The 20,934-nt window shown below is 48.9% G+C and carries 14 protein-coding genes (1 of these 14 cut by a window edge); 8 read left to right on the top strand and 6 right to left on the bottom strand.

Going from position 1 to position 20,934, the window contains the following annotated elements; all coding sequences use genetic code 11:
* Positions 1–175: 175 nt before the first annotated feature.
* Positions 176–1,366: a ferrochelatase gene (locus tag H6F68_RS13440; RefSeq protein WP_190559721.1), complete on the top strand. Its 1,191-nt coding sequence runs from the start codon at positions 176–178 to the stop codon at positions 1,364–1,366.
* A 136-nt stretch (positions 1,367–1,502) separates the two neighbouring features.
* Here H6F68_RS13440 and H6F68_RS13435 read toward each other — a convergent pair whose 3' ends face one another.
* On the bottom strand, positions 1,503–2,168 hold the full coding sequence (locus H6F68_RS13435; protein WP_190559719.1) for an NADPH-dependent FMN reductase: 666 nt from the start codon (positions 2,166–2,168) through the stop codon (positions 1,503–1,505).
* 450 nt (positions 2,169–2,618) lie between these two features.
* Between H6F68_RS13435 and ftsH the strand changes: the two genes are divergently transcribed.
* Positions 2,619–4,535, top strand: coding sequence for an ATP-dependent zinc metalloprotease FtsH (gene ftsH / locus H6F68_RS13430; RefSeq protein WP_190555122.1), 1,917 nt, complete (start codon positions 2,619–2,621; stop codon positions 4,533–4,535).
* Positions 4,536–4,677: 142 nt separating this feature from the next.
* On the opposite strand, the gene H6F68_RS13425 is transcribed toward ftsH, so the two are convergent.
* Complete coding sequence (locus H6F68_RS13425) at positions 4,678–5,298, bottom strand: M23 family metallopeptidase (protein WP_190559717.1); 621 nt, start codon at positions 5,296–5,298, stop codon at positions 4,678–4,680.
* A gap of 441 nt (positions 5,299–5,739) precedes the next feature.
* Between H6F68_RS13425 and H6F68_RS13420 the strand changes: the two genes are divergently transcribed.
* A complete protein-coding gene (locus tag H6F68_RS13420) occupies positions 5,740–6,129 on the top strand; it encodes a hypothetical protein (protein WP_190555120.1) in 390 nt (129 codons plus the stop codon).
* A 34-nt stretch (positions 6,130–6,163) separates the two neighbouring features.
* Here H6F68_RS13420 and H6F68_RS13415 read toward each other — a convergent pair whose 3' ends face one another.
* Complete coding sequence (locus H6F68_RS13415; RefSeq protein WP_190559715.1) at positions 6,164–7,450, bottom strand: lipid-A-disaccharide synthase; 1,287 nt, start codon at positions 7,448–7,450, stop codon at positions 6,164–6,166.
* A 202-nt stretch (positions 7,451–7,652) separates the two neighbouring features.
* On the opposite strand from H6F68_RS13415, the gene H6F68_RS13410 reads away from it, so the two are divergent.
* From H6F68_RS13410 to H6F68_RS13400, 3 genes are all read left to right on the top strand, one after another.
* Positions 7,653–8,129, top strand: a complete 477-nt coding sequence (locus H6F68_RS13410; RefSeq protein ID WP_190559713.1) for an ankyrin repeat domain-containing protein — start codon at positions 7,653–7,655, stop codon at positions 8,127–8,129.
* Positions 8,130–8,842: 713 nt separating this feature from the next.
* Positions 8,843–12,829: a magnesium chelatase subunit H gene (locus H6F68_RS13405; RefSeq protein WP_190559711.1), complete on the top strand. Its 3,987-nt coding sequence runs from the start codon at positions 8,843–8,845 to the stop codon at positions 12,827–12,829.
* Positions 12,830–12,974: 145 nt separating this feature from the next.
* Positions 12,975–13,550 (top strand): Uma2 family endonuclease, encoded by a 576-nt coding sequence (locus H6F68_RS13400; RefSeq protein WP_190560095.1) that lies wholly within the window; start codon positions 12,975–12,977, stop codon positions 13,548–13,550.
* 40 nt (positions 13,551–13,590) lie between these two features.
* On the opposite strand, the gene H6F68_RS13395 is transcribed toward H6F68_RS13400, so the two are convergent.
* Positions 13,591–14,532, bottom strand: coding sequence for a cobalamin-binding protein (locus H6F68_RS13395; RefSeq protein ID WP_190559709.1), 942 nt, complete (start codon positions 14,530–14,532; stop codon positions 13,591–13,593).
* 229 nt (positions 14,533–14,761) lie between these two features.
* Here H6F68_RS13395 and H6F68_RS13390 point away from each other — a divergent pair, with 229 nt between their 5' ends.
* On the top strand, positions 14,762–16,657 hold the full coding sequence (locus H6F68_RS13390) for a GAF domain-containing sensor histidine kinase (protein ID WP_190559706.1): 1,896 nt from the start codon (positions 14,762–14,764) through the stop codon (positions 16,655–16,657).
* Here the strand turns inward: H6F68_RS13390 and H6F68_RS13385 are convergent.
* On the bottom strand, positions 16,629–17,069 hold the full coding sequence (locus H6F68_RS13385; RefSeq protein WP_190559704.1) for a GNAT family N-acetyltransferase: 441 nt from the start codon (positions 17,067–17,069) through the stop codon (positions 16,629–16,631). The two genes, H6F68_RS13390 and H6F68_RS13385, sit on opposite strands and share 29 nt — an antisense overlap.
* A gap of 30 nt (positions 17,070–17,099) precedes the next feature.
* The gene (gene pruA / locus H6F68_RS13380; RefSeq protein WP_190559702.1) at positions 17,100–20,114 is read right to left on the bottom strand and encodes an L-glutamate gamma-semialdehyde dehydrogenase; all 3,015 of its coding nucleotides are present in this window, start codon (positions 20,112–20,114) and stop codon (positions 17,100–17,102) included.
* A 222-nt stretch (positions 20,115–20,336) separates the two neighbouring features.
* Between pruA and nth the strand changes: the two genes are divergently transcribed.
* On the top strand, positions 20,337–20,934 hold the 5' portion of the coding sequence (nth, locus tag H6F68_RS13375) for an endonuclease III (protein ID WP_199300071.1). The gene runs 110 nt beyond the window's last position; the window shows 598 of its 708 coding nt (coding positions 1–598); it begins with the start codon at positions 20,337–20,339; the stop codon falls past the right edge of the window.

The following is a 20,934-nucleotide window of genomic DNA, read 5'->3' as shown; positions in this document are numbered from 1 at the left end:
ATACAGCGTAGGTAGTGTCTCTCATCGGAGCGACCGCCGTTATAAAACATTTTTTAATTCCATCCCCCCGGAGGGGATGTTAGCCTAGGGAGACTAGGACGCGCTTGATGCAGAGCTTTTAAGCCGCTGCTAATGCGTCAGTGATCAACTAAAGTGCAAGGTCGAGGAACAAATAGTGGTTGCAACTCCCGAAAAACAGCAACAGCAAACTCCAACTTCATCTGTCCCGCAAGATCGAGTTGCTGTCTTGTTGATGGGTTATGGCGAAGTCGAAAGCTACGAAGATTTTGCGAACTACAACGAGCAAGCTCTTAACTTACTCACCGCTAAGTTCGCCCCAGTTCCCACTTGGATTTATCCTCCCCTAGCCAAACTACTTGCAGTTTTTGATCTGCACGAGTGGGGACACCAGCACGACAACTTTATTTCGCCGCACAATGCTATTTTTGAGCAGCAGCGAGCTGGGATTGAAAAAAACTTACAAGCTAGATGGGGCGATCGCGTCCAAGTTTTCAAAGCCTTTAACTTCTGTGCGCCATTTCTGCCAGAACAGGTGTTAGCCGAGATTAAAACCCAAGGCTTCGACAAAATTCTGATTTACCCACTGCTCGTTGTCGATTCCATCTTCACCAGCGGCATTGCTGTGGAGCAAGTGAATAACGCCCTCACCAAGTTAGTAGATGGCACCGAGCATTGGGTCAAGGGTCAGCGCTATATTCCCTCCTTCTACAGCGAACCGGAATATATTGATCTGCTAGCTAATTTGGTCGAGGACAAAATCAAAGCGGATTTAGCTGTAGCTCATCTCCCCTCCCAAACGGGCATCATTTTGATGAACCACGGCTGCCCGCACAAAGCCAAGGGCTTCACCTCTGGGATTGAAGAAAGCGAAGCACTTTACAATCGGGTTCGTGAGAAGTTGATTTATCGTTACCCCCTCATTTCTCCGGGGTGGTTAAATCATCAAACTCCTTTGATTGAGTGGACACAGCCTAATGCCGAACTAGCTGCCAAAAACTTGATGGATTTGGGGGCAACCGCTTTAGTATTTATGCCGATTGGCTTTGCGACTGAAAACCATGAAACTCTTTTGGACGTAGACCACATCATTCACGGTCTCCGTCGCCGCCGACCTGACGTGACCTATGTGCAGATGGAATGTGTCAATGCCCAGCCTGAGTTTTTGCAGATGGCAGCAGATTGGGCTAATCCCCAAATCGAAGCGTTGTTGGCAGAGCAGGCTCTGGTAGTAAACCCAAGTCTAGCCAAGGCTCAGGCGCAACATACCCATGATCACCATCATCATGGCCATCACGATCACTCTCATGGCAACGAGCATCATCACGATCACGGACACCATCACTAGAAAACAAGTGCGGCAAGATCTCTAGCGATCGCTGCCAAAAAGTCTATTGATAAACAAGAAAGGGGGTTACTAACCCCCTTTTTGCTGTGATTGTGATTTTAGTTGGGAAGATTTGCCAAAGCTAATGAGGCAACTTTTAAGAACGGGTGCTAGTTGCGGTACCTTCTTTGTTGCCATTATTCGTGCTGTCAGTATTAGTGCTGCCAGTAGTTAAAACACCTGCTTGAGATACGAGCACGTCCTGAGCAGAAGCCACAGAGACGCCGCGCAGCTTGCAAGTGTTCTCGACTAAGCTGCGAGCGAATTGGTCGAAACGTTCAGATAGTTTTTCGTCTCGTAGTTGACCGTTTGGGTCAAAGGCACTCCAAGCTTGTCCGATCGCAACTTGTTCTGGAATTACCCAAGCGTGGACCCAACGCATGATGACGCGCAAGTCATTTAGGGCGTTGCTATTAGACTGGCCGCCGAGCACACTAATCAATCCAGTCACTTTGTCAGATAACTGCTCAAAGCTCAGCAAGTCCAAAGCATTTTTGAGTACGCCACTGAGGCTGCCGTGATACTCCGGTGTGGACAAGATCAGGCCATCTGCTTGCTTAACGGCTTGGCGCAACCGAGCTACATCTGGGTAGTCCAAATACTCGTCTTGTCCCCCACGGCAAAAAGGCAGGTTCAAGCTGCGGAGGTCGATGACTTCTACTTCGGCACCGAGCGATCGCAAGCGCTCTGCTGCTACATGCAGTGCTTGGTAGCTATGAGCATCAGCGCGTAGACTACCACCAATACCAACAAATCTAACCATAGGTCTAGCCTTCCTAAAGAAATTCCGTGCAAGCTTGAAATAACTGCTAAAGCTTCAGCCGGAAACCAAGTCTGAATGAAACGCACAGATTTGGTGAGCTGAGAATTGGCTCGAAAAGTAACCTGAAAATATCTTATTGAAAAACGGAGTCATTACGACTACAATTAGCTTAACTAAGAAAGTTACATTTTGTCAAATTTATATGTTTTCCTTAGGGAAAATTAGAGATCAACTTTCTTGAGGATGGTTGCGGTAGATAGCTATCAACTAGATCAAGACCTGAATCAACTAGATCAAGACCTGAATCAACAGAGTTGTTACTCAAAGTCCTGAAGTCCAGGATTAGGAAAGTTAAACTAGATAAGAGATTTCCTAGCTTCTACTGTCAAGCTGAGTTTTGCAGCTACTCAGAGGAGTTAGGTTCAGGCGGGAGGCAAAAGGCAATCCAGTATGAAAAGTTTCCGCAAGGCACTGACAAATAATCGCTTGATGAGGAGTTCTGCCGTTACTGGGGCAATTACAGCCAGTTGGTTTTTACTCCAAACTGCGTTGTTAACGACCCCAGGGCTAGCTCAAGCAGGCCGCAACTCCCTCACTTATGGTGAGCTCTTGCGGAAAATTGATGCAGGTCAAGTATCACGGGTTGAGGTCGACCCAACCCAAAACGTTGCTAGAGTTCGGTTGGCAGGAGAGAAAAAGACGGACGCAATGCAGGAAGTACCTCTGCTGGAGCAGAATCCTGAGTTGATTGAGCGCATCCGGGCCAATGATGTAGATTTTGAAGTTCAACCATCTCCTGATAACAGTACAGCCGTTGGCTTGCTGGCAAATCTGCTGTTGATTTTTCTCTTGATTGCGGGTTTGTTGATTATTCTGCGGCGATCGACTAACGCCCCAGGTCAGGCGATGAACTTTGGCAAGTCGCGGGCTCGGTTTCAAATGGAAGCCAAAACAGGCGTCATGTTCGATGACGTGGCTGGGATTGAGGAAGCTAAAGAAGAACTGCAAGAAGTTGTGACTTTTCTGAAGAAGCCAGAACGCTTTACCGCTATTGGAGCGCGCATTCCTAAAGGGGTGTTGCTAGTCGGCCCTCCAGGCACGGGTAAAACTCTGTTGGCTAAGGCGATCGCGGGAGAAGCGGGTGTACCTTTCTTCAGCATCTCTGGCTCTGAGTTCGTCGAGATGTTTGTGGGTGTCGGCGCTTCTCGCGTCCGTGACCTGTTCAAGAAAGCGAAAGAAAGCGCGCCTTGCATTATCTTCATTGATGAGATTGATGCGGTGGGTCGTCAACGAGGGGCAGGTATCGGTGGTGGGAATGATGAGCGGGAACAAACCCTCAACCAGTTACTCACCGAGATGGATGGCTTCGAAGGCAACAATGGCATTATCATCATCGCGGCAACCAACCGTCCTGATGTCTTGGATTCTGCGCTGTTGCGTCCCGGTCGCTTCGATCGCCAAATTACAGTGGACCTGCCCAGCTACAAAGGCCGCTTGGGGATTCTAGAAGTTCATGCTCGCAATAAGAAGCTAGCGCCAGATATCTCTTTGGATGCGATCGCCCAACGCACTCCCGGTTTCTCAGGTGCTGATCTGGCCAACTTATTGAACGAAGCTGCTATCTTGACTGCCCGACGGCGCAAAGACGCAGTTACACCCCTAGAAGTCGATGATGCGATCGATCGCGTCACCATTGGCTTAACCCTCACCCCGTTACTTGACAGCAAGAAGAAGCGCCTGATTGCCTATCACGAAGTGGGTCACGCCCTCCTGATGACGCTGCTAGAGAAAACCGATCCCCTGGATAAAGTGACGATTATCCCTCGCTCTGGTGGGATTGGTGGATTCGCCAAACCTCTACCCAACGAGGAAACCATTGATGATGGTTTGTACAGCCGCGCTTGGTTGCTCGATCGCATCACCGTTTTCTTGGGTGGCCGTGCAGCGGAAGAGGAAGTGTTTGGCTATCACGAGGTGACAAAAGGCGCTTCGGGAGATATCCGAGCCGTGGCTGACTACGCCCGAGAAATGGTGACTCGCTACGGTATGTCTGATTTAGGGCCATTTGCGCTCGAAAGCCAAAGCAGCGAAGTGTTCTTGGGGCGAGATCTGATGAATCGTTCAACTGAATACTCTGAGGAAGTTGCTACTAAAATCGATCACCAAGTCCGAGCGATTGTCTTCCAGTGCCATGAGAGAGCCCGTACCTTGCTGAGGGAAAATCGGGCTTTGATGGATCGGCTGGTGGATACGTTACTAGATCAAGAAACGGTTGAAGGCGATCAATTCCGCCAGATTGTGGCTGAATACACCCAAGTGCCTAGCAAGCATCAGCCAGCGGCTCCTAGCGAAGTCAGCAGCATCTAGCTGGTAATACTTGTTGCGCGGACATCTCGTTCGCACAAGCGGGCTACTATCTGTTTTTGTCCCAAAATTGAGCCATAAATAAAGAGAGAACAGATTTTAAGGCTGTTCTCTCTTTGGTTTTGTCTACCTTAATTTAGAACCTTTAGTTGGGGCGGCTAGAAACTGAGTGACCAGCTCTTTGCTGAGCATACATGGCTCGTAACACTAGGGCTGGATCAACCCACTGCCCAGAATACTTCATCCCCCAGTGGAGATGGGGGCCAGTGGTACGGCCTGTCATACCTACTCGACCGATGCGGGTTCCGGCGGCTAGCTGCTGGCCTTCGCGCATCTGAATGCCACCTTCGCGATCGACTAGGTAACGACCTCCGTTAGCCGTTTCTACATGACCTTGCATATGGCAATAAATATGCTCCCACTCGCCCGACTGAACGACTACTGAGGTACCGCAAGCACTGTCATCAGATACTTCCACCACGGTACCGTTCCACCAACTCCGAATGTAGCTACCTTCAGGGGCAGCCAGATCTAGGCCGTGGTGAAATTCCTGGCTATAACCGCTAGGAGATTGGCGATAGCCAAAGGCAGAGGTATAAGCTTGAAAATTTTCAACTGGGAAAGAAGCGCCTTGCCAAGTGCTTCCTGTCGCTACTTGGTTGGTCGCAACTTCTTGTGCTCTAGCTGTTTCTTGGGGCCAATCAGAGGCAACGAAGCCTGCTAAACCCAAACCTGCAATCAGTAGGGCTTGTCCAATTCGAATCATAGTTTTGGGTTTTAGGAGCGATGTGGATGCTTGCTGCTTACTCCTCAACTGCTCAGCGGACTTACAATTGCGTTTCTCCATACAGCGTCCTTTACGGATGACGAAATATTTCTAAGGTTTCAATCAGGGGGGCAGGATTGAGTCTGCTGTAGCTCAAGCACTCAGATTATGTACGTCGATACACCCGTTTAAGTTCCTCAAGCGATCGCTGCCAGATCATCCTAGATCAGGAGTTGCTAGCTCAGAACCATTTTGTAGCCAGAAGCACGAATGGCCATCAATGCCACTAGCGCTTCCGGAGTATATTACCCTAGGCTGCTGGCAAATCTATCAGGTGTTTATGTCAATTCGTCACAGAGCCGCTGAATCAGTGTGATTTCGTTCTTATATCTGTTACAACTTTTTACAGTCCATTAAATTTCACAAACTGCTGCCATAGCCATGCAGATTAATATTTTTCCCATACCGCTAGTACTCGATACTACGGCGATCGCAGGGGCGAGTTTGTGGTCCCTAGGCTTATATTTAGGATTCTCATCCGTGAGCCAATGGGTGACGGAGCAAATCAATCGCTGGTTTAACTTTGCCGAGCGATCGCTCTACACGTCAGAAGCCGAGTTTGAGCGGACTCGCAAAGCCCGGGAAGCCCAAAATGCTTTCTACGCATCGGTCTTTAGCATTGTGCCGTTTCTAGGGGCAGGAGCGCTGTGTAACTACGGAGTGGAAATTAGTCTAGGTAAAAGCTGGGCTATCAGTTTAGGAATTTTGACTTGTATAGGCTGTGCTGTTTACGAGCTAGGCCGCCGAGATGGGCAGGCGGCGGGGAAGTGAGAGAGGTGAGGAGTTAGGAGTGAAGGGAGAGGAGTTAGGAGTGAGGAGCCGAGTTGAAGCGTAGTTCCTCAGCGACGATTTGACTGAGTTTTGTGGCAGCTCCGGGTTGGCCTCGGACGCTACGGAGGCGATCGCGGATTTGTTGCAATTGCTCAGGATGCTCTAGCCAGTCTAAGGCTAAGTCTGCAATTTCTTGCGGCTGCACAATTCCCACTTTTTCCGGCACGATTTGTTCCTGCGCCCAGATGTTAGGCCAAGCTAGCAGCCGAGGTTTGCTAAGAAACCACCAATTGATCAGTTTGGCGAAACTGCTGCCAACCCCAGGCAAGTTAACCAGTAAGCCAGGGATACCACCCCAAGCCCGCATAGCATCCGCTTGCTGCATAGGAATTAGCACAATCATGGGAACGGCCAAAGAACCCAACTCCGCAGTGTTCGCGCCGACTGTAGTCAGGCAAAGCTGGCACTGGGAGAGTAGGTCGTAGGCAGGGAAATCAGTCCGCAGTTCTACTTGAACTCCTGCTGCGGTTTTCAAATAAGGTTGTTGACCTGCTTCTGGCACCACTAAGTGCGCCCCTACACCACCAAATAATTGTGAAATTGAATTTTCCTCAGGATCAGCAAATTGAGCTAGGGTTTGCAGACTGAGGGTAGGTGCCACGGGAATGACGAAGCGAGTTTGGGGCCGAATCGCGTGGATGCGCTCCGCGATCGCTAAGGTTAACGGGACGCCTTGAGCTAGCTTGGCTGGCTTAGACCCTGGCAACAAGCCGATCAGTTCTGTGCTTTTGCCTGTGCTTGCATCTGTTAGATGGTTCTTGGGTCGCTCGAAGGTGCCTGCCTCTGCCATTAAGTCACCCACGACGGTAAATTTATGGGCTTGAGCGGGGGGAGCTTGAGCAGCAATTTCCGGTTTCATAACTCCAAAGCGATCGATCCAGCGCAGCCAACGAGCATCCCACTCGGCGTAGACCACGGTTCGGTACCCTAGCCGCTTACCGACTACCACGGGGAAGAACTGGTCGCCACCCAGAAACAACACTACCCCGCGATCGCGCCATTCCCAAGCGTCTACAGTTTTACCAGACAGCAAAAACGCAGCGAAATGCTCAGCCGCCTGAACTCGGTCAACTTCTGGGTAGCTCTGCGCGATCGCCGCTTCTTGACCACTAGCATTAGGGCAAGGAGATAAAACAACCGAAATTCGCACTTGGGCGCGATCGTCTCCCAGTTGCGCTCTCAAAGCCTTGACGACAGGTTTTACCCAGGTGGCTAGCTCTCCGGGGCCATTGGAGAGAATCAAAATATCAACAGCAGACACTAATTTGCTTCTCCTGCTTTTAGTGCTTGGTTAGCTTGCGTCAAAGTCCCTCCTCTTAGGATAAATTTTTCCTAGAGCGACTTTGATCACTCTATTGAATTCACTTACGGCTGTGGATGCGATCGCTTAGCTTCAGGTCAATTTCAATTTAATCCATTCCGTTCGTACTTCTTTGTGCATGTCTAGATAGGGAGCGTAAGCCATGACAGACCTAATCACTGCATCTAAACAGGGAGACATTGCCCAAGTAGAAACCTTACTGGCTCAAAAAGCAGACGTGAATGCTCAGGATGAGGAAGGCTCAACAGCTTTAATCGCAGCGGCAGAAGCAGGGCATGCGGATGTCGTTGCCACTCTGCTGAACCAAGGCGCAGCAGTCAACGCTCTAGACCGAGATGGCTGGTCTGCCTTAATGGGTGCGGCTGCGGCTGGGCACCTCTTGATTGTTCAATTGCTGCTCAATAAAGGTGCACAAGTCAACGCTAAAACCAGCTTTGGTTTGACGGCGTTAATGAGCGCTGCTGCTAAAGGCCATCTGGAAGTTGTGAAAACTTTGTTGGCCAGTGGTGCTGATATTGATGCCAGAGATAACCATAATTGGACTGCTTTTGTTTGGGCAGCGGAGGAAAAGCAGACTGAGGTGATGGAGCTGCTAAAGCAAGCCCGTCAAGGTTCCTAGCACTGTCATAAACTAAATAACTAGTTAAATAAGTGGTAGTTCGACTAAATTTTAGTCAAACTGTGCAAATTAGTGTTTTCCTTCCTGCATCCGGTTAATCAACATAGAAATCAAGAGCTTTAAGAGCCAAGCAATTAATGAATTAAATGAGGATCTTCTAATTCATTAATTGCTTAAAGCCCTGCTAAAAATAAATCATTCAAGCAAATTCAACAATTAAAAAATCACGAAGCTATTATTTATTTCGAGAAACAGTTATTGCTAATCTAGGAAACTTGAGCAACACATTCCGCTTCTGTAGGGGTTTTGCTACTTTGGTGCGATCGCTCAATAAAATTTTATAGGATAAAAATTAAGAAATATTAAAAATAAGTGAGTGCTTGCACTTGATTACTGTAAATAAATGTAAAGAAAGTTCTCAGTTTTTTTATCAAATTGTGTCAGTTAGTCGTCAAACTGCTCACTTGGTAAGGATTTTCTGGTAAAAACACTCATGGGCCACTAATTTGTCTCACCGTGCAAAACTTCGCCTCTATAACCTAGCGCTGGTTTTGGCAAGGCATGTCCAAGATGAGGCACCTTTGGTGAAACAAGCCCAAGTTGTCCTGTGAGTGGCTGAAAGGCGAATGGGTAGAAAGCTGGAGTTATATCCTTCCCCAGCCGATCCCTAGTGATGCCAATAAGAGAACACGTATAACAAGGAGCCCAACCGCATGTTCACCCACGTCAAGCCCACCGTTCGACACATTGCGCCTGACAACATCCAAGGACGCTCTCTGATTAAGGTGGTCTATGTCGTGCTAGAGCCGCAGTACCAGAGTTCTCTCTCGGCAGCGGTTCGCTCTATTAACCAGAACAACCCCAATGTGGCGATCGAGATCAGCGGCTATTTGTTGGAAGAACTCCGCAGCCCTGAGAATCTTGAGGCGCTTGAGCAAGATGTCGCCAACGCCAATATTTTCATTGCGTCACTGATTTTTATTGAAGAGTTGGCAGAAAAAGTGGTTGCGGCAGTAGAACCGCACCGCGATCGCCTGGATGTGGCCGTGGTATTCCCTTCCATGCCAGAGGTCATGCGCCTGAACAAAATGGGCACCTTCTCGATGGCACAGTTGGGCCAGTCGAAGAGTGCGATCGCCCAGTTCATGCGGAAGCGCAAAGAAAAAGCTGGTTCTGGTTTCCAAGACGGCATGCTGAAGCTGCTGCAAACCCTGCCCAAGGTGCTGAAGTACCTGCCAATGGACAAGGCGCAGGATGCCCGCAACTTCATGCTCAGCTTCCAATACTGGCTCGGCGGCTCTCAGGAAAACCTAGAAAACTTCCTGCTGATGCTGAGCGATAAATACGTCGCTAAGAGAGTGGGTCAGCAGAGCTTCGCGCCTTTGCAATACCGCGATCCTGTCACTTACCCTGATATGGGCATCTGGCATCCCCTCGCCCCTGCCATGTACGAGGATGTCAAAGAATACTTCAATTGGTACAACAGCCGCACCGACATTTCTGCCGACCTCAAAGATCCCTTGGCTCCTTGTGTGGGTTTGGTGCTGCAACGGACACACCTAGTCACAGGCGATGATGCTCACTATGTGGCAATGGTGCAAGAACTGGAGTGCATGGGCGCACGGGTCATCCCTGTGTTCGCAGGTGGTTTGGATTTCTCGAAGCCGATCGATGCTTACTTCCAAGACCCGATCGCCAAAACTACGATCGTTGATACTGTCGTTTCTTTAACTGGATTTGCTCTAGTCGGCGGCCCTGCCCGACAAGATCATCCCAAAGCGATCGAGTCTCTGAAGCGCTTGAACCGTCCCTACATGGTGGCGCTACCGTTAGTGTTCCAAACCACCGAAGAATGGCAAGACAGCGATCTCGGTCTGCACCCAATCCAAGTGGCGCTACAAATTGCCATCCCAGAGCTGGATGGCGCGATCGAGCCGATTATTCTCTCTGGTCGGGATGGTGCGACAGGTAAGGCGATCGCCCTGCAAGACCGAATTGAAGCAGTGGCTCAGCGGGCGATGAAGTGGGCAAGCCTCCGTCGCAAGCCCAAAGTAGACAAGAAACTAGCGATCACCGTTTTCAGCTTCCCACCGGACAAAGGTAACGTCGGTACAGCCGCTTACCTAGATGTCTTTGGCTCCATCTACAAAGTGCTGGAAGCTATGAAGCAAAATGGTTACGACGTACCAGAATTACCTGAGTCACCAGAAGCCCTGATGCTAGAGGTGATTCATGATGCTCAAGCTCAGTACAACAGCCCCGAACTCAACATTGCCTACAAGATGTCGGTGCCTGAGTACGAGGAGCTAACTCCCTACCACGAGCGCTTACATGAGTCTTGGGGACCTGCACCCGGACACCTCAACACCGATGGTCAAAACTTGCTGATCTACGGCAAGCACTTCGGCAATGTCTTTATTGGGGTACAACCAACCTTTGGCTACGAAGGTGACCCGATGCGGTTGCTGTTCTCTCGCTCTGCTAGCCCTCACCACGGCTTTGCGGCTTACTACACCTACCTAGAGCAGATCTGGAAAGCGGACGCGGTGTTGCACTTCGGTACCCACGGCTCTCTAGAGTTTATGCCAGGTAAGCAAATGGGCATGTCCGGTGAGTGCTACCCCGATAACTTGATCGGCAACATCCCTAACCTTTACTACTACGCAGCGAACAACCCATCAGAAGCCACGATCGCTAAGCGCCGATCCTACGCCGAAACGATTTCTTATCTCACACCTCCAGCGGAGAATGCGGGCCTCTACAAAGGGTTGAAAGAGCTAAGCGAACTGATTGCTTCTTACCAAACCCTGAAAGATAGCGGTCGCGGCGTCCCCATCGTCAACACGATTATGGACAAGTGCCGGATCGTCAATCTGGACAAAGATATTGCCCTGCCCGATCAAGATGCCAAAGATATGACGGCAGACGAGCGGGATAACATTGTGGGCCTGGTCTACCGCAAGTTGATGGAGATCGAATCGCGCTTGCTGCCTTGTGGCCTGCATGTAATTGGTAAACCACCCACTGCTGAAGAAGCGATCGCCACTTTGGTCAATATCGCCGGACTCGATCGCCCTGAGGAAGAAGTCAAGAGCTTACTGCGGATCATTGCGGAAAGCATTGGTCGCGACATTGACGACATTTATAAGAACAGCGATCGCGGTCTGCTCGAAGATGTGCAACTACTCCAAGACATCACCCTGGCTTGTCGAGCGGCTGTCGCTGCCTTGGTGAAAGAGCAAACCGATGCTGATGGCCGAGTCTCTAAAGTTTCGGTGCTCAACTTCTTCAACATGGGCCGTAAAGAACCTTGGATTGAAGCGTTGCAGCAAGCAGGCTATCCCAAAGTCAACGGGGACGACATCAAGCCCCTGTTCGAGTACCTAGAGTTCTGCCTCAAGCAAATCGTGGCAGATAACGAACTCGGTGCTTTGCTCAAAGCCCTTGAAGGTGAATACGTCCTTCCTGGCCCCGGTGGTGATCCCATTCGCAACCCGGATGTGCTGCCCACAGGCAAGAACATTCATGCCCTTGATCCTCAATCGATTCCCACGACAGCAGCCGTACAAGCCGCTCAAATCGTGGTCGATCGCCTCCTGGATCGGCAACGAGCAGAAAATGGGGGGCAATGGCCTGAAACTGTGTCCTTCGTGCTCTGGGGAACAGACAACATCAAGACCTATGGTGAATCCTTGGCGCAGGTCATGTTGTTGGTGGGGGTACGGCCTGTCGCTGATGCTCTGGGACGGGTCAACAAGCTGGAGATGATCCCGCTAGAAGAACTCGGTCGTCCTCGCGTAGATGTGGTCGTGAATTGTTCTGGGGTGTTCCGTGACTTGTTCATCAACCAAATGAACCTGCTCGATCGCGCCATTAAGATGGCTGCCGAAGCGGATGAACCTCTAGAGATGAACTTTGTTCGCAAGCACGCCATGAAGCAAGCCGAAGACATGGGCATCAACCTCCGTCAAGCAGCGACTCGCGTGTTCTCGAATGCTTCTGGCTCTTACGCAGCCAACGTCAACTTAGCTGTAGAAAACAGCACTTGGGAAGCTGAATCCGAACTCCAAGACATGTACTTGGCCCGCAAGTCGTTCGCCTTCAACTCCGATAATCCGGGGATGATGGAGCAAGACCGCAGCTTGTTTGAGTCAGCCTTGAAGACGGTGGATGTCACCTTCCAAAACTTGGACTCCTCTGAGATCTCCCTCACAGATGTGTCCCACTACTTCGACTCCGACCCCACCAAAGTTGTGGCGCGGCTCCGGGGCGATGGCACAGCACCCGCTTCCTTTATTGCGGATACCACAACTGCCAACGCTCAAGTGCGGACTCTCTCAGAAACCGTGCGTCTGGATGCTCGCACCAAGATGCTGAATCCCAAGTGGTACGAAGGGATGCTCAGCCACGGCTACGAAGGCGTGCGGGAACTCTCCAAGCGCTTGGTAAACACGATGGGTTGGTCAGCGACCGCTGGTGCAGTGGACAACTGGATCTACGAAGACACCAATGCCACGTTTATCCAAGATGAAGAAATGCGGAAGCGGTTGCTAAACCTTAACCCCCACTCGTTCCGCAAGATGGTTTCCACACTGCTGGAAGTTAACGGTCGGGGCTACTGGGAAACCAGCGAAGAAAACCTCGATATGCTCCGCGAACTTTATCAGGAAGTAGAAGACCGCATTGAAGGCGTTGAGTAGTCAGGTGGGCTGTTGAGCTTTTAAGGTGCTTAAACAGTCAGCACAAGTGAATTAATTGATCTGCTTAGGGGAGGCTCACAAATGTCTCCCCTTTTTGCTTGCGTTAAATTAAAGGCATCTGTTTGTGGAGTCCTGCGATCGCGCCATGACTAGCTTTACGGTTGACTTCAATTCGGTAATTGACCTGACGGACGAGCAGTTTTATCAGCTCTGCCAGAAAAACCGTGATTTGAAATTTGAACGCTCTGCGACCGGAGAATTGATCATCATGGCACCCACCGGAGGAGAAACCGGAAACCGTAACGCAGGTTTAACGGCTCAGCTTTGGATTTGGAATCAGCAACAGAAACTAGGCCAAGTGTTCGATTCTTCCACTGGCTTTAAGTTGCCGAACGGTGCCAATCGCTCTCCTGATGTGGCTTGGGTGCAGCAAGCCCGGTGGGATGCTCTGACTCCTGAGCAAAAAGCAGGGTTTATTCCCCTCTGTCCAGACTTTGTGATTGAGTTGGTATCGCCCAGCGATCGCTTGACCACAGTACAAGAAAAAATGCAGGAATATCGTGAGAATGGAGTGCAGTTGGGTTGGTTGATCGATCGCAAATCTCAGCAAGTGGAAATTTACCGCCCTAACCACGATGTGGAGATTCTCAAATCGCCCGTATCACTTGCAGGAGAAGGGATATTGCCTGGGTTTGTACTCAGTCTTGATTCTGTTTGGTAAAAGAGCGATCGCTTGCATTGCCTCTTCCTGGCCCAACTTCCTAGTTGACCTTAACTTGAGCAGGTAGACGCTGCCATCCTGTGCCCTCATAGCCAAAGTTAAATAGATGGGGATGCAAAATCTCCGCCAGGATTTCTAGGGAATCTACTAATCGAGGCCCAGGACGGTTGAAATATTGATTGCCATCTGTAATGTAAACATTGCCTGCTTGCACTGCTCGTAACGTCGGCCACTCTGGATGTTTAGCTAAGGCGATCGCATCTTGATGAGTGCGTTCCAAGTCATAGCCACAAGGCATCAAAATTATTACCTCCGGGTCGGCAGCTACCAAGGCATCCCATTGCAACCAAGGCGAGTGCTGACCCACAACACCAAATAGGGACTGACCTCCGGCTAACTCAACCAACTCAGGTATCCAATTGCCTGCGGCCATCAACGGTTCGGCCCATTCAATACAAGCAACCGTGGGGCGATCGCTGAGAGCTTGTGTTTTGGTAGCACAAGCCTCTACTCTGGCTTGTAGTTGAGTCAGGCTAGATTGGCTCTCAATCCCCAAGGCGATCGCTACTCGTCGGATATCGTCCCAAATATCCTTTAACGTATTCGGTTGTAGCGAAATAATTTGTGGTTGAGTCTGGGTCAGCGTAGCCACAGCTTGCTCAACATCGGCTAAATTGACAGCGCAGACTTCGCATTGAGCTTGGGTCAAAATATGAGTCGGTTTTAACTGCTCTAGAACCTCAGTTTTGACTCGATAAACACTGAGTGCGGATTGGAGCAAGTCAGTCACGCGATCGTGAATTTCGGCGCTTGTACCTTCAGGGTTAAATTTAGGTTCTGTGCAAATCGGGCGGGTTAAAATCTCCGCTGGATAGTCACACTCATGCGATCGCCCCACAATCTGATGCGTCAAACCTAGCTGAGCCAAAATTTCTGTGGCACTCGGGATCAGAGAGACAATTCTTAGTTCCATATCAGCCATCAGGATTGACTCTAAACGCTGTTATCAACCATAACTCTAAATAGTTCATGCCGAAACGCGGTGAGTTTTGATCCTTAAATAACGCCAAAATTGTAAAAAGGCTGCTAGTTTCGAGAAGTAGGATGAGGATGTTTTCACTAGTTTAAGGGATTGCTAGAAAGTTGCTCAGGACTTAATGTTGCAACATGGTTTCATCCAAAAGTTTGATTTTACTAACTTTCGATTGAATATGAGCGAGCGCAAACAAGCTGAATGGCAGCAGACAGAGCGCGATTGTTTACTGCGTAATATAGCGTTGCGAATTCGGCGATCGCTGAGTTTAGATCAAATTTTGGCGACAACCGTTGTAGAAATTCGTCAATTCTTGCAAACTGATCGTCTTTTAATCTACCGCTTTGATTCGAATCAGAATGGAACTTTAGTGGCTGAGTCAGTATCTCCTGAATGGTCGTTGTACCCAGCAAGAAAAAGTCATTCGGTTTGGCAATCAAGCTCAGATTTAAATACAAAACTGAATCAAAACCAGGTCATTAATGATACTGCTGAGAGCAATTATGCAGTTGAATTTTTGCAATTGATGAACCAGTTGCAAATTAAAGCAAAGCTAGTAGTGCCAATTTTTCAGGCTGATGCTGCCTTTGTCAATGAACCAGTAGAAGTAGATACTACCAGTACTGAACAATCATCTACTACTCAAACTGATGAACCAAATCAGGAGCAATCGTGGGGATTGTTGGTAGCCCAACAGTGTTCCGAAGCGCATTTTTGGCAACCTGATGAAGTGGAGTTTCTAGAGCAAGTAGCGACTCTAGTATCAATTGCAGTGCGACAAGCTGAATTGTTCAATCAACTGCAACAGCAAGCACAACGCGAACAACTGCTGAATCAGATCAACCGAGCCATTAATTCAACCCTTAATTCTGAGCAAATCTTAGATGAAATTACTCAGTGTATCGGTCGGTATTTTGCGGTCGATCGAGTGATTATCTTTCAGTTTCAGGCTAGTTTTATTCAAGTATTAAGTGAGTGGCGAGTGAACCCTGAAATTGGGTCAATGTTGAGCTTTCAAGCACCTATATCTGTATGGCCTGATCTGCTAGATTTAGATTCCGAATTTTATCATCGACGTGTTTTTCATGCCCCTGATTACGCAGCAAGAAACGTCACTATACAGCGGGTTCAGCAGTATCACCTTTCTGTACTCAGTGCTCCTATTTTTATTCAGGATGCCTTATTTGGTGGTATTGGTTTGCACACTACAAGTGATTACCGCCAATTCACCACAGATGAGATTTCGCTTCTAGAGAAAATTGCTGAACAAGCTGCGATCGCGCTTTGCAAAACCAAAAACTTAGTTCACTCTAAAACTCAAGAATTAGAAGTAGAGAAACAAATTTCTGAAGCAGTTAATCAAGCCAAGACTGAATTTTTAAGCACGATGAGTCATGAGCTTCGTACCCCTCTAAATGCAATTCTAGGATTATCTCAACTGCTACAAAAACAAATTTTTGGTTCCTTAAATGACAAACAGCAAGAATATATATCTTGCATTCATAGCAGTGGTGAACATCTCTTATCTCTGATTAATGACATCTTAGATTGCTCTAGGATTGAGGCAGGTTATGAAGAGTTAAGCCTAGCCCCTATTTCAATACCCGAACTTTGCCAGTGTTGCCTAGGTATAGTTAAAGAGCAAGCGTTAGCGAAAGGGCTACAGCTAGTTAGCACAATTGACAGCCAAGCTAAGACCTGCGTTGCCGATGAACGGCGTTTAAAGCAAATGCTATTGAACCTGTTATCTAACGCTGTTAAGTTTACGTCTGTAGGTCAAGTTTCACTATCCGTCTGTAAGCAAACAGATGGTTTTATATTTAATATCGCTGATACAGGGATTGGTATTGACGAGGCAGAAATTCCTTTGTTGTTTCAACTTTTTTCCCAAGTAGATGGTGAGTTAAACCGGCAATACGAAGGAACAGGTTTAGGTCTGGCTCTAACCCGTAAACTCGCCCGTCTTCACGGTGGCGATGTCACTGTTACTTCTACTTTAGGTTGCGGTAGCCAGTTCAGCCTCTATATACCAGACCTGTCGCTCACTAATCATGCAACTTCTTTTTCATCTTGACGTGCAGAATTCCTGCTTCTTCAAATACATCTCCAACCTGAGTAAAACCCAGTTTTTGATATAGATCTTTGACATAAAACTGAGCATGCAATTGTACTGTTTTAACTTTAGATTGGGTGAGAAATTCCAGTGCAGCCTTCATAATTCTGCGGCCAATCTTTTGTCCCCGGAACTCCGGTAAAACTGCTAGCCGTTCTATCTTGACTGTTTGCTCATCTAAATACCGTAGTCTGGTAGTGCCGATAGGCTGCCCATCTATGGAAGCCAAAATATGCTGGCTCTTTGGATCTAATCCATCAAAATCAAGTGCTGGATCAACTTTTTGTTCAACTTGAAAAACCAAGTGTCGAATCGCTTGAATCGACACCTCCGCTTCGGTGTAGGTCACGATTGCCAGCTTCAGGTTTTCCATCAGTTATTAGTCAAAGCTTCGGATGATGGCTTAATCTACTCCTTCAAGTGGCGCAAAGCCTTGACGTTGGATGTTTTCCGTAATTGCATAAGGCTCCAAGAATTGCAGTAGATAATCAGGGCCACCTGCCTTAGAGCCCACTCCGGAGAGCTTAAATCCGCCAAAGGGTTGCCGAGCCACGATCGCGCCTGTAATGCCTCGATTAATGTACAAATTGCCCACCTCAAACTCAGCCTGAGCTTGCTGAATGTGAGAAGGAGTGCGGGAGTAAAGACCGCCTGTGAGGGCAAATTGCGTGCCATTCGCGATCGCCAAAGCTTCAGCAAAATTCTCCGCCCGAATCACAGATAGCACTGGGCCAAAAATTTCTTCTTGAGCGATCGCGGCAGTAGGAGCGACTTCGCTAAAAACAACAGGCCCAACAAAATACCCCGTGTCTGGAGTTGGCATTTCTAACACAACTTGGGCTTCAGATTTGCCTTGCTCGATATAACTCTTGATGCGATCGCGAGCCGTGGCATCAATCACAGGACCGACTTGAGTACTCGGATGAGCTGCATCACCCACATTCAGCGATCGCGTTGCTTCTACTAGCCGAGCCACAAACCCTTCATAGATTGGCTCCACCACAATGACTCGTGAGCAAGCAGAGCATTTTTGACCGCTATAGCCAAAGGCGGACTGCACAACCCCTTGCACAGCTTGGTCTAAATCAGCGCTCTCATCAATAATGATGGCATTTTTGCCACCCATCTCAGCGACCACGCGCTTGAGGTGTCTTTGTCCTGGTTGCAAAATGGCAGCATCCGCATAAATGCGGCAACCCACCTCCTGAGATCCAGTAAAGGTAATCATGTGGATATCGGGGTGTTTCACCATATAAGCGCCAACCGTTGATCCTTTGGCTGGCACATATTGAAAAACACCTTTAGGAATGCCCGCCTCCACCAAAATTTCGGTCAATTTGGCAATAATCACTGAGGAAACCTCAGCAGGCTTGAGGAGAGTGCAGTTACCTGCAACCAAAGCTGCTACAGCCATTCCGGTCGGAATTGCTAAGGGGAAATTCCAAGGAGAAATGACCAGGACAATGCCTCTAGGTCGGTAGTAGTAGCGATTGGTTTCACCCGCTAAATCGTAACTATGCCCTGGTTCCAACCGCTCCATCTCATCGGCGTAATAGCGGCAGAAATCGATCGCCTCGGAGACTTCACCATCTGCTTCCCGCAAGGGCTTGCCAACTTCCAGCACAATCCAAGCAGCTAGCTCAGCGCGTCGTTGAGTGAGCAAATCAGCGGCTTTGCGGAGAATATTAGCGCGTTGCTGAGCAGGGGTGCGTTGCCAAGCTGGGAATCCTACCTTAGCTGCTGCGATCGCCTCATCTGCTTGAGCCTGGCTCATTAAACCAATGCGGCCAATTACTTCTATAGGGTTAGAAGGATTAACAGAATCTACCTGAGCTTCGGTCTGCTGATATTCGCCGTTAATCAGGGGCCAGTAGGGCTTTCCTAACTGCTGCTGCACCGTGGCGATCGCCTGCAAAGCAGGTTGCCGTTGAGCTAGCTCAGCATAGTCGGTATCAGGGACATTCTGAAAATGGGCTTGACGAGTAGAAACCGGAAGTGAAGTGGTATCTGCTTGATCTGCTGCCGTCACTTGTGGAGGTGCCAAAAGTTCTGCACTCGGTCGATCTTCAAGGTTTTGTCGCAGGAAGGAACTGTTGGCGGTATTTTCTAGCAGACGACGAATCAGGTAAGACATCCCTGGAATCAGGTCACCATAAGGACAATAAACTCGTACTCGATATCCCTGCTCAACCAGAGCTTTGGCAAACTTATCCGCCATGCCGTAGAGCACTTGCAACTCAATCCGTCGCCGAGGAATCTTGAGAGTTTGGGCGATCGCGATTGCATAAGCCTGCGATCGAACGTTGTGGCTCCCGATCGCTGCATAAAGATACTCGTGGTTTTCTAGCAGGATGCGCGTCAAGTTCTCAAAGTTAGCATCTGTAGAAGATTTGTCTTTGTAAACAGGTTCGGGCCAATCTTTTTGCGCGGCTTTAATGATCTCCTGATCCCAATAAGCCCCTTTGACCAAGCGCACTGTGACGGGATACCTGCGTTCCTTGGCCCAAGCGACTAAATCTTGTAAATCTTGCTCACTATCTCGCAAATAAGCTTGCAGTGTCACACCGATATCTGTACGGCTGCGAAACTCCTCTTCCATCAAGATTTGCTTCAGAATCGCTAGGGTCAAATCTTTATAGACATACTGCTCCATATCAAAGTGAATAGCGGCCCCCACTTCTTTCGCTCGTCGTAAAAGAGTTCGGATGCGACCGCTCACTTTGGCTTCGCTACCTTGAGCATCCAGTGGATCAAATTGAGAATAAAACGCGGTCAGCTTAACTGAAACCTGAACTTTATCAAGTTCCTCTCCCTCTGCTTGGTCAATTGCTTCAACTCTCGGCCAAGTTTTGGCAGCATTACTTAACTGGGTGATCAAGTCTAAATAGCGATTTAAATAGGATTGTGCTTCTACTTCTGTGATCACCGCTTCACCCAGCAAGTCAACGGTGAAGGCCATCTTGTCTTTACGCAGTCGTTCAATCGTTTTTAAGACTTGCTTGACGCTTTCCCCAGCAATGTATTTATGCGCTAGAGTTTCTACTGCAGTTGAAACGGTCGTGGCTGCGACTTGCCCTGGTAGTGAGTCTGGACTGGCAAAGTTGAGCAAGCCTTTAAGCGCCGCTGGCAACTCTACTGTTGGATCGCCCAAGTACTCTTGTAAATGTCGAGCAATCTCAGTTTTGCTACGCAGGGAGGGTAAGCAGTCAATAAAGCGAAAGAGCTGTACCCGCAACCCAGGATTACTCATAGCCCAAGCTAGCAACTTGTCATCCCAGCGCATTTGGTCGCGCATTTGGGCAAAAAAGGAGCGACTTTCCCGCGAGGCTATCAACAGTTGTTGGGCGATCGCTTGGGTCAGTTGTTCTAATGCTTGAACTTGAATTTCGTCGGCTCGACTGGAGATGTGGACAACCATAGATACAAGGCTCCCATTTGGCCAAAAGCTGCGGGTACGATCTCTCTACTTCCTATTGTGAGCGCTGAAATGCAAATGCGCTGGAAGCTTCGTTGTTACTCTAGGACTAGTTGGTTCACCAACCTGTGCTCTACTTAGCAAACCGCTGAAAGAGCAGTCACAAAGCTGCATTAGTTAAAAAGTGCTCTCGATTCGTGTCGTAACGTCGGAGAATTAAAAACTTTGCGATCGCCCGCCATCTCTGAAGATCTAAAGCAAAAAATTCTGTTAATTCACGATCGCCTTTGCTCAGAGTACGGTTGCCCCATTCCGTTCTTTCACGATCTAGACCCCCTGAGTGAGTTGGTTTCGGCGCTGCTGTCTCACCGAACTCGCAATGCTGATTCAGCCCGTGCCTTCAAACAGCTAGTCTTTCGCTTTCCGGATTGGTCAGCCGTTCGGGACGCTCCAACTCAAGAGGTTCAAACCGCGATCGCTCCTTGCACCTGGCCAGAACAAAAAGCACCTCGCATTCAGCAAATCCTGCTCTTAATTAGCGATCGTCATAATGGCGAGCTATCCCTAGACTTTCTAGCAGAGTTACCAGTCACCCAAGCAAGGGCATGGCTAGAGTCGCTACCTGGGGTAGGCCCTAAAACCAGCGCAGCCGTATTGTTATTTAGTCGGTTGCGTCGCCCTGCCTTACCCGTGGATAGTCACCATCATCGAGTAGCCGTGCGCCTAGGTTTGATTCCAACTAATACTGCCGTGGGACCAGCGCATGCTCTCCTAGAAGCCCAACTTCCTCCCGATTGGAATGCTCAGCAAGTCTACGACAATC

The organism is Trichocoleus sp. FACHB-262, from assembly GCF_014696035.1.
Taxonomy (GTDB): Bacteria; Cyanobacteriota; Cyanobacteriia; order FACHB-46; family FACHB-46; genus Trichocoleus.
Note: the sequence above shows the minus strand (reverse complement) of the source record. Positions and strands in the feature narration are given on the sequence as shown.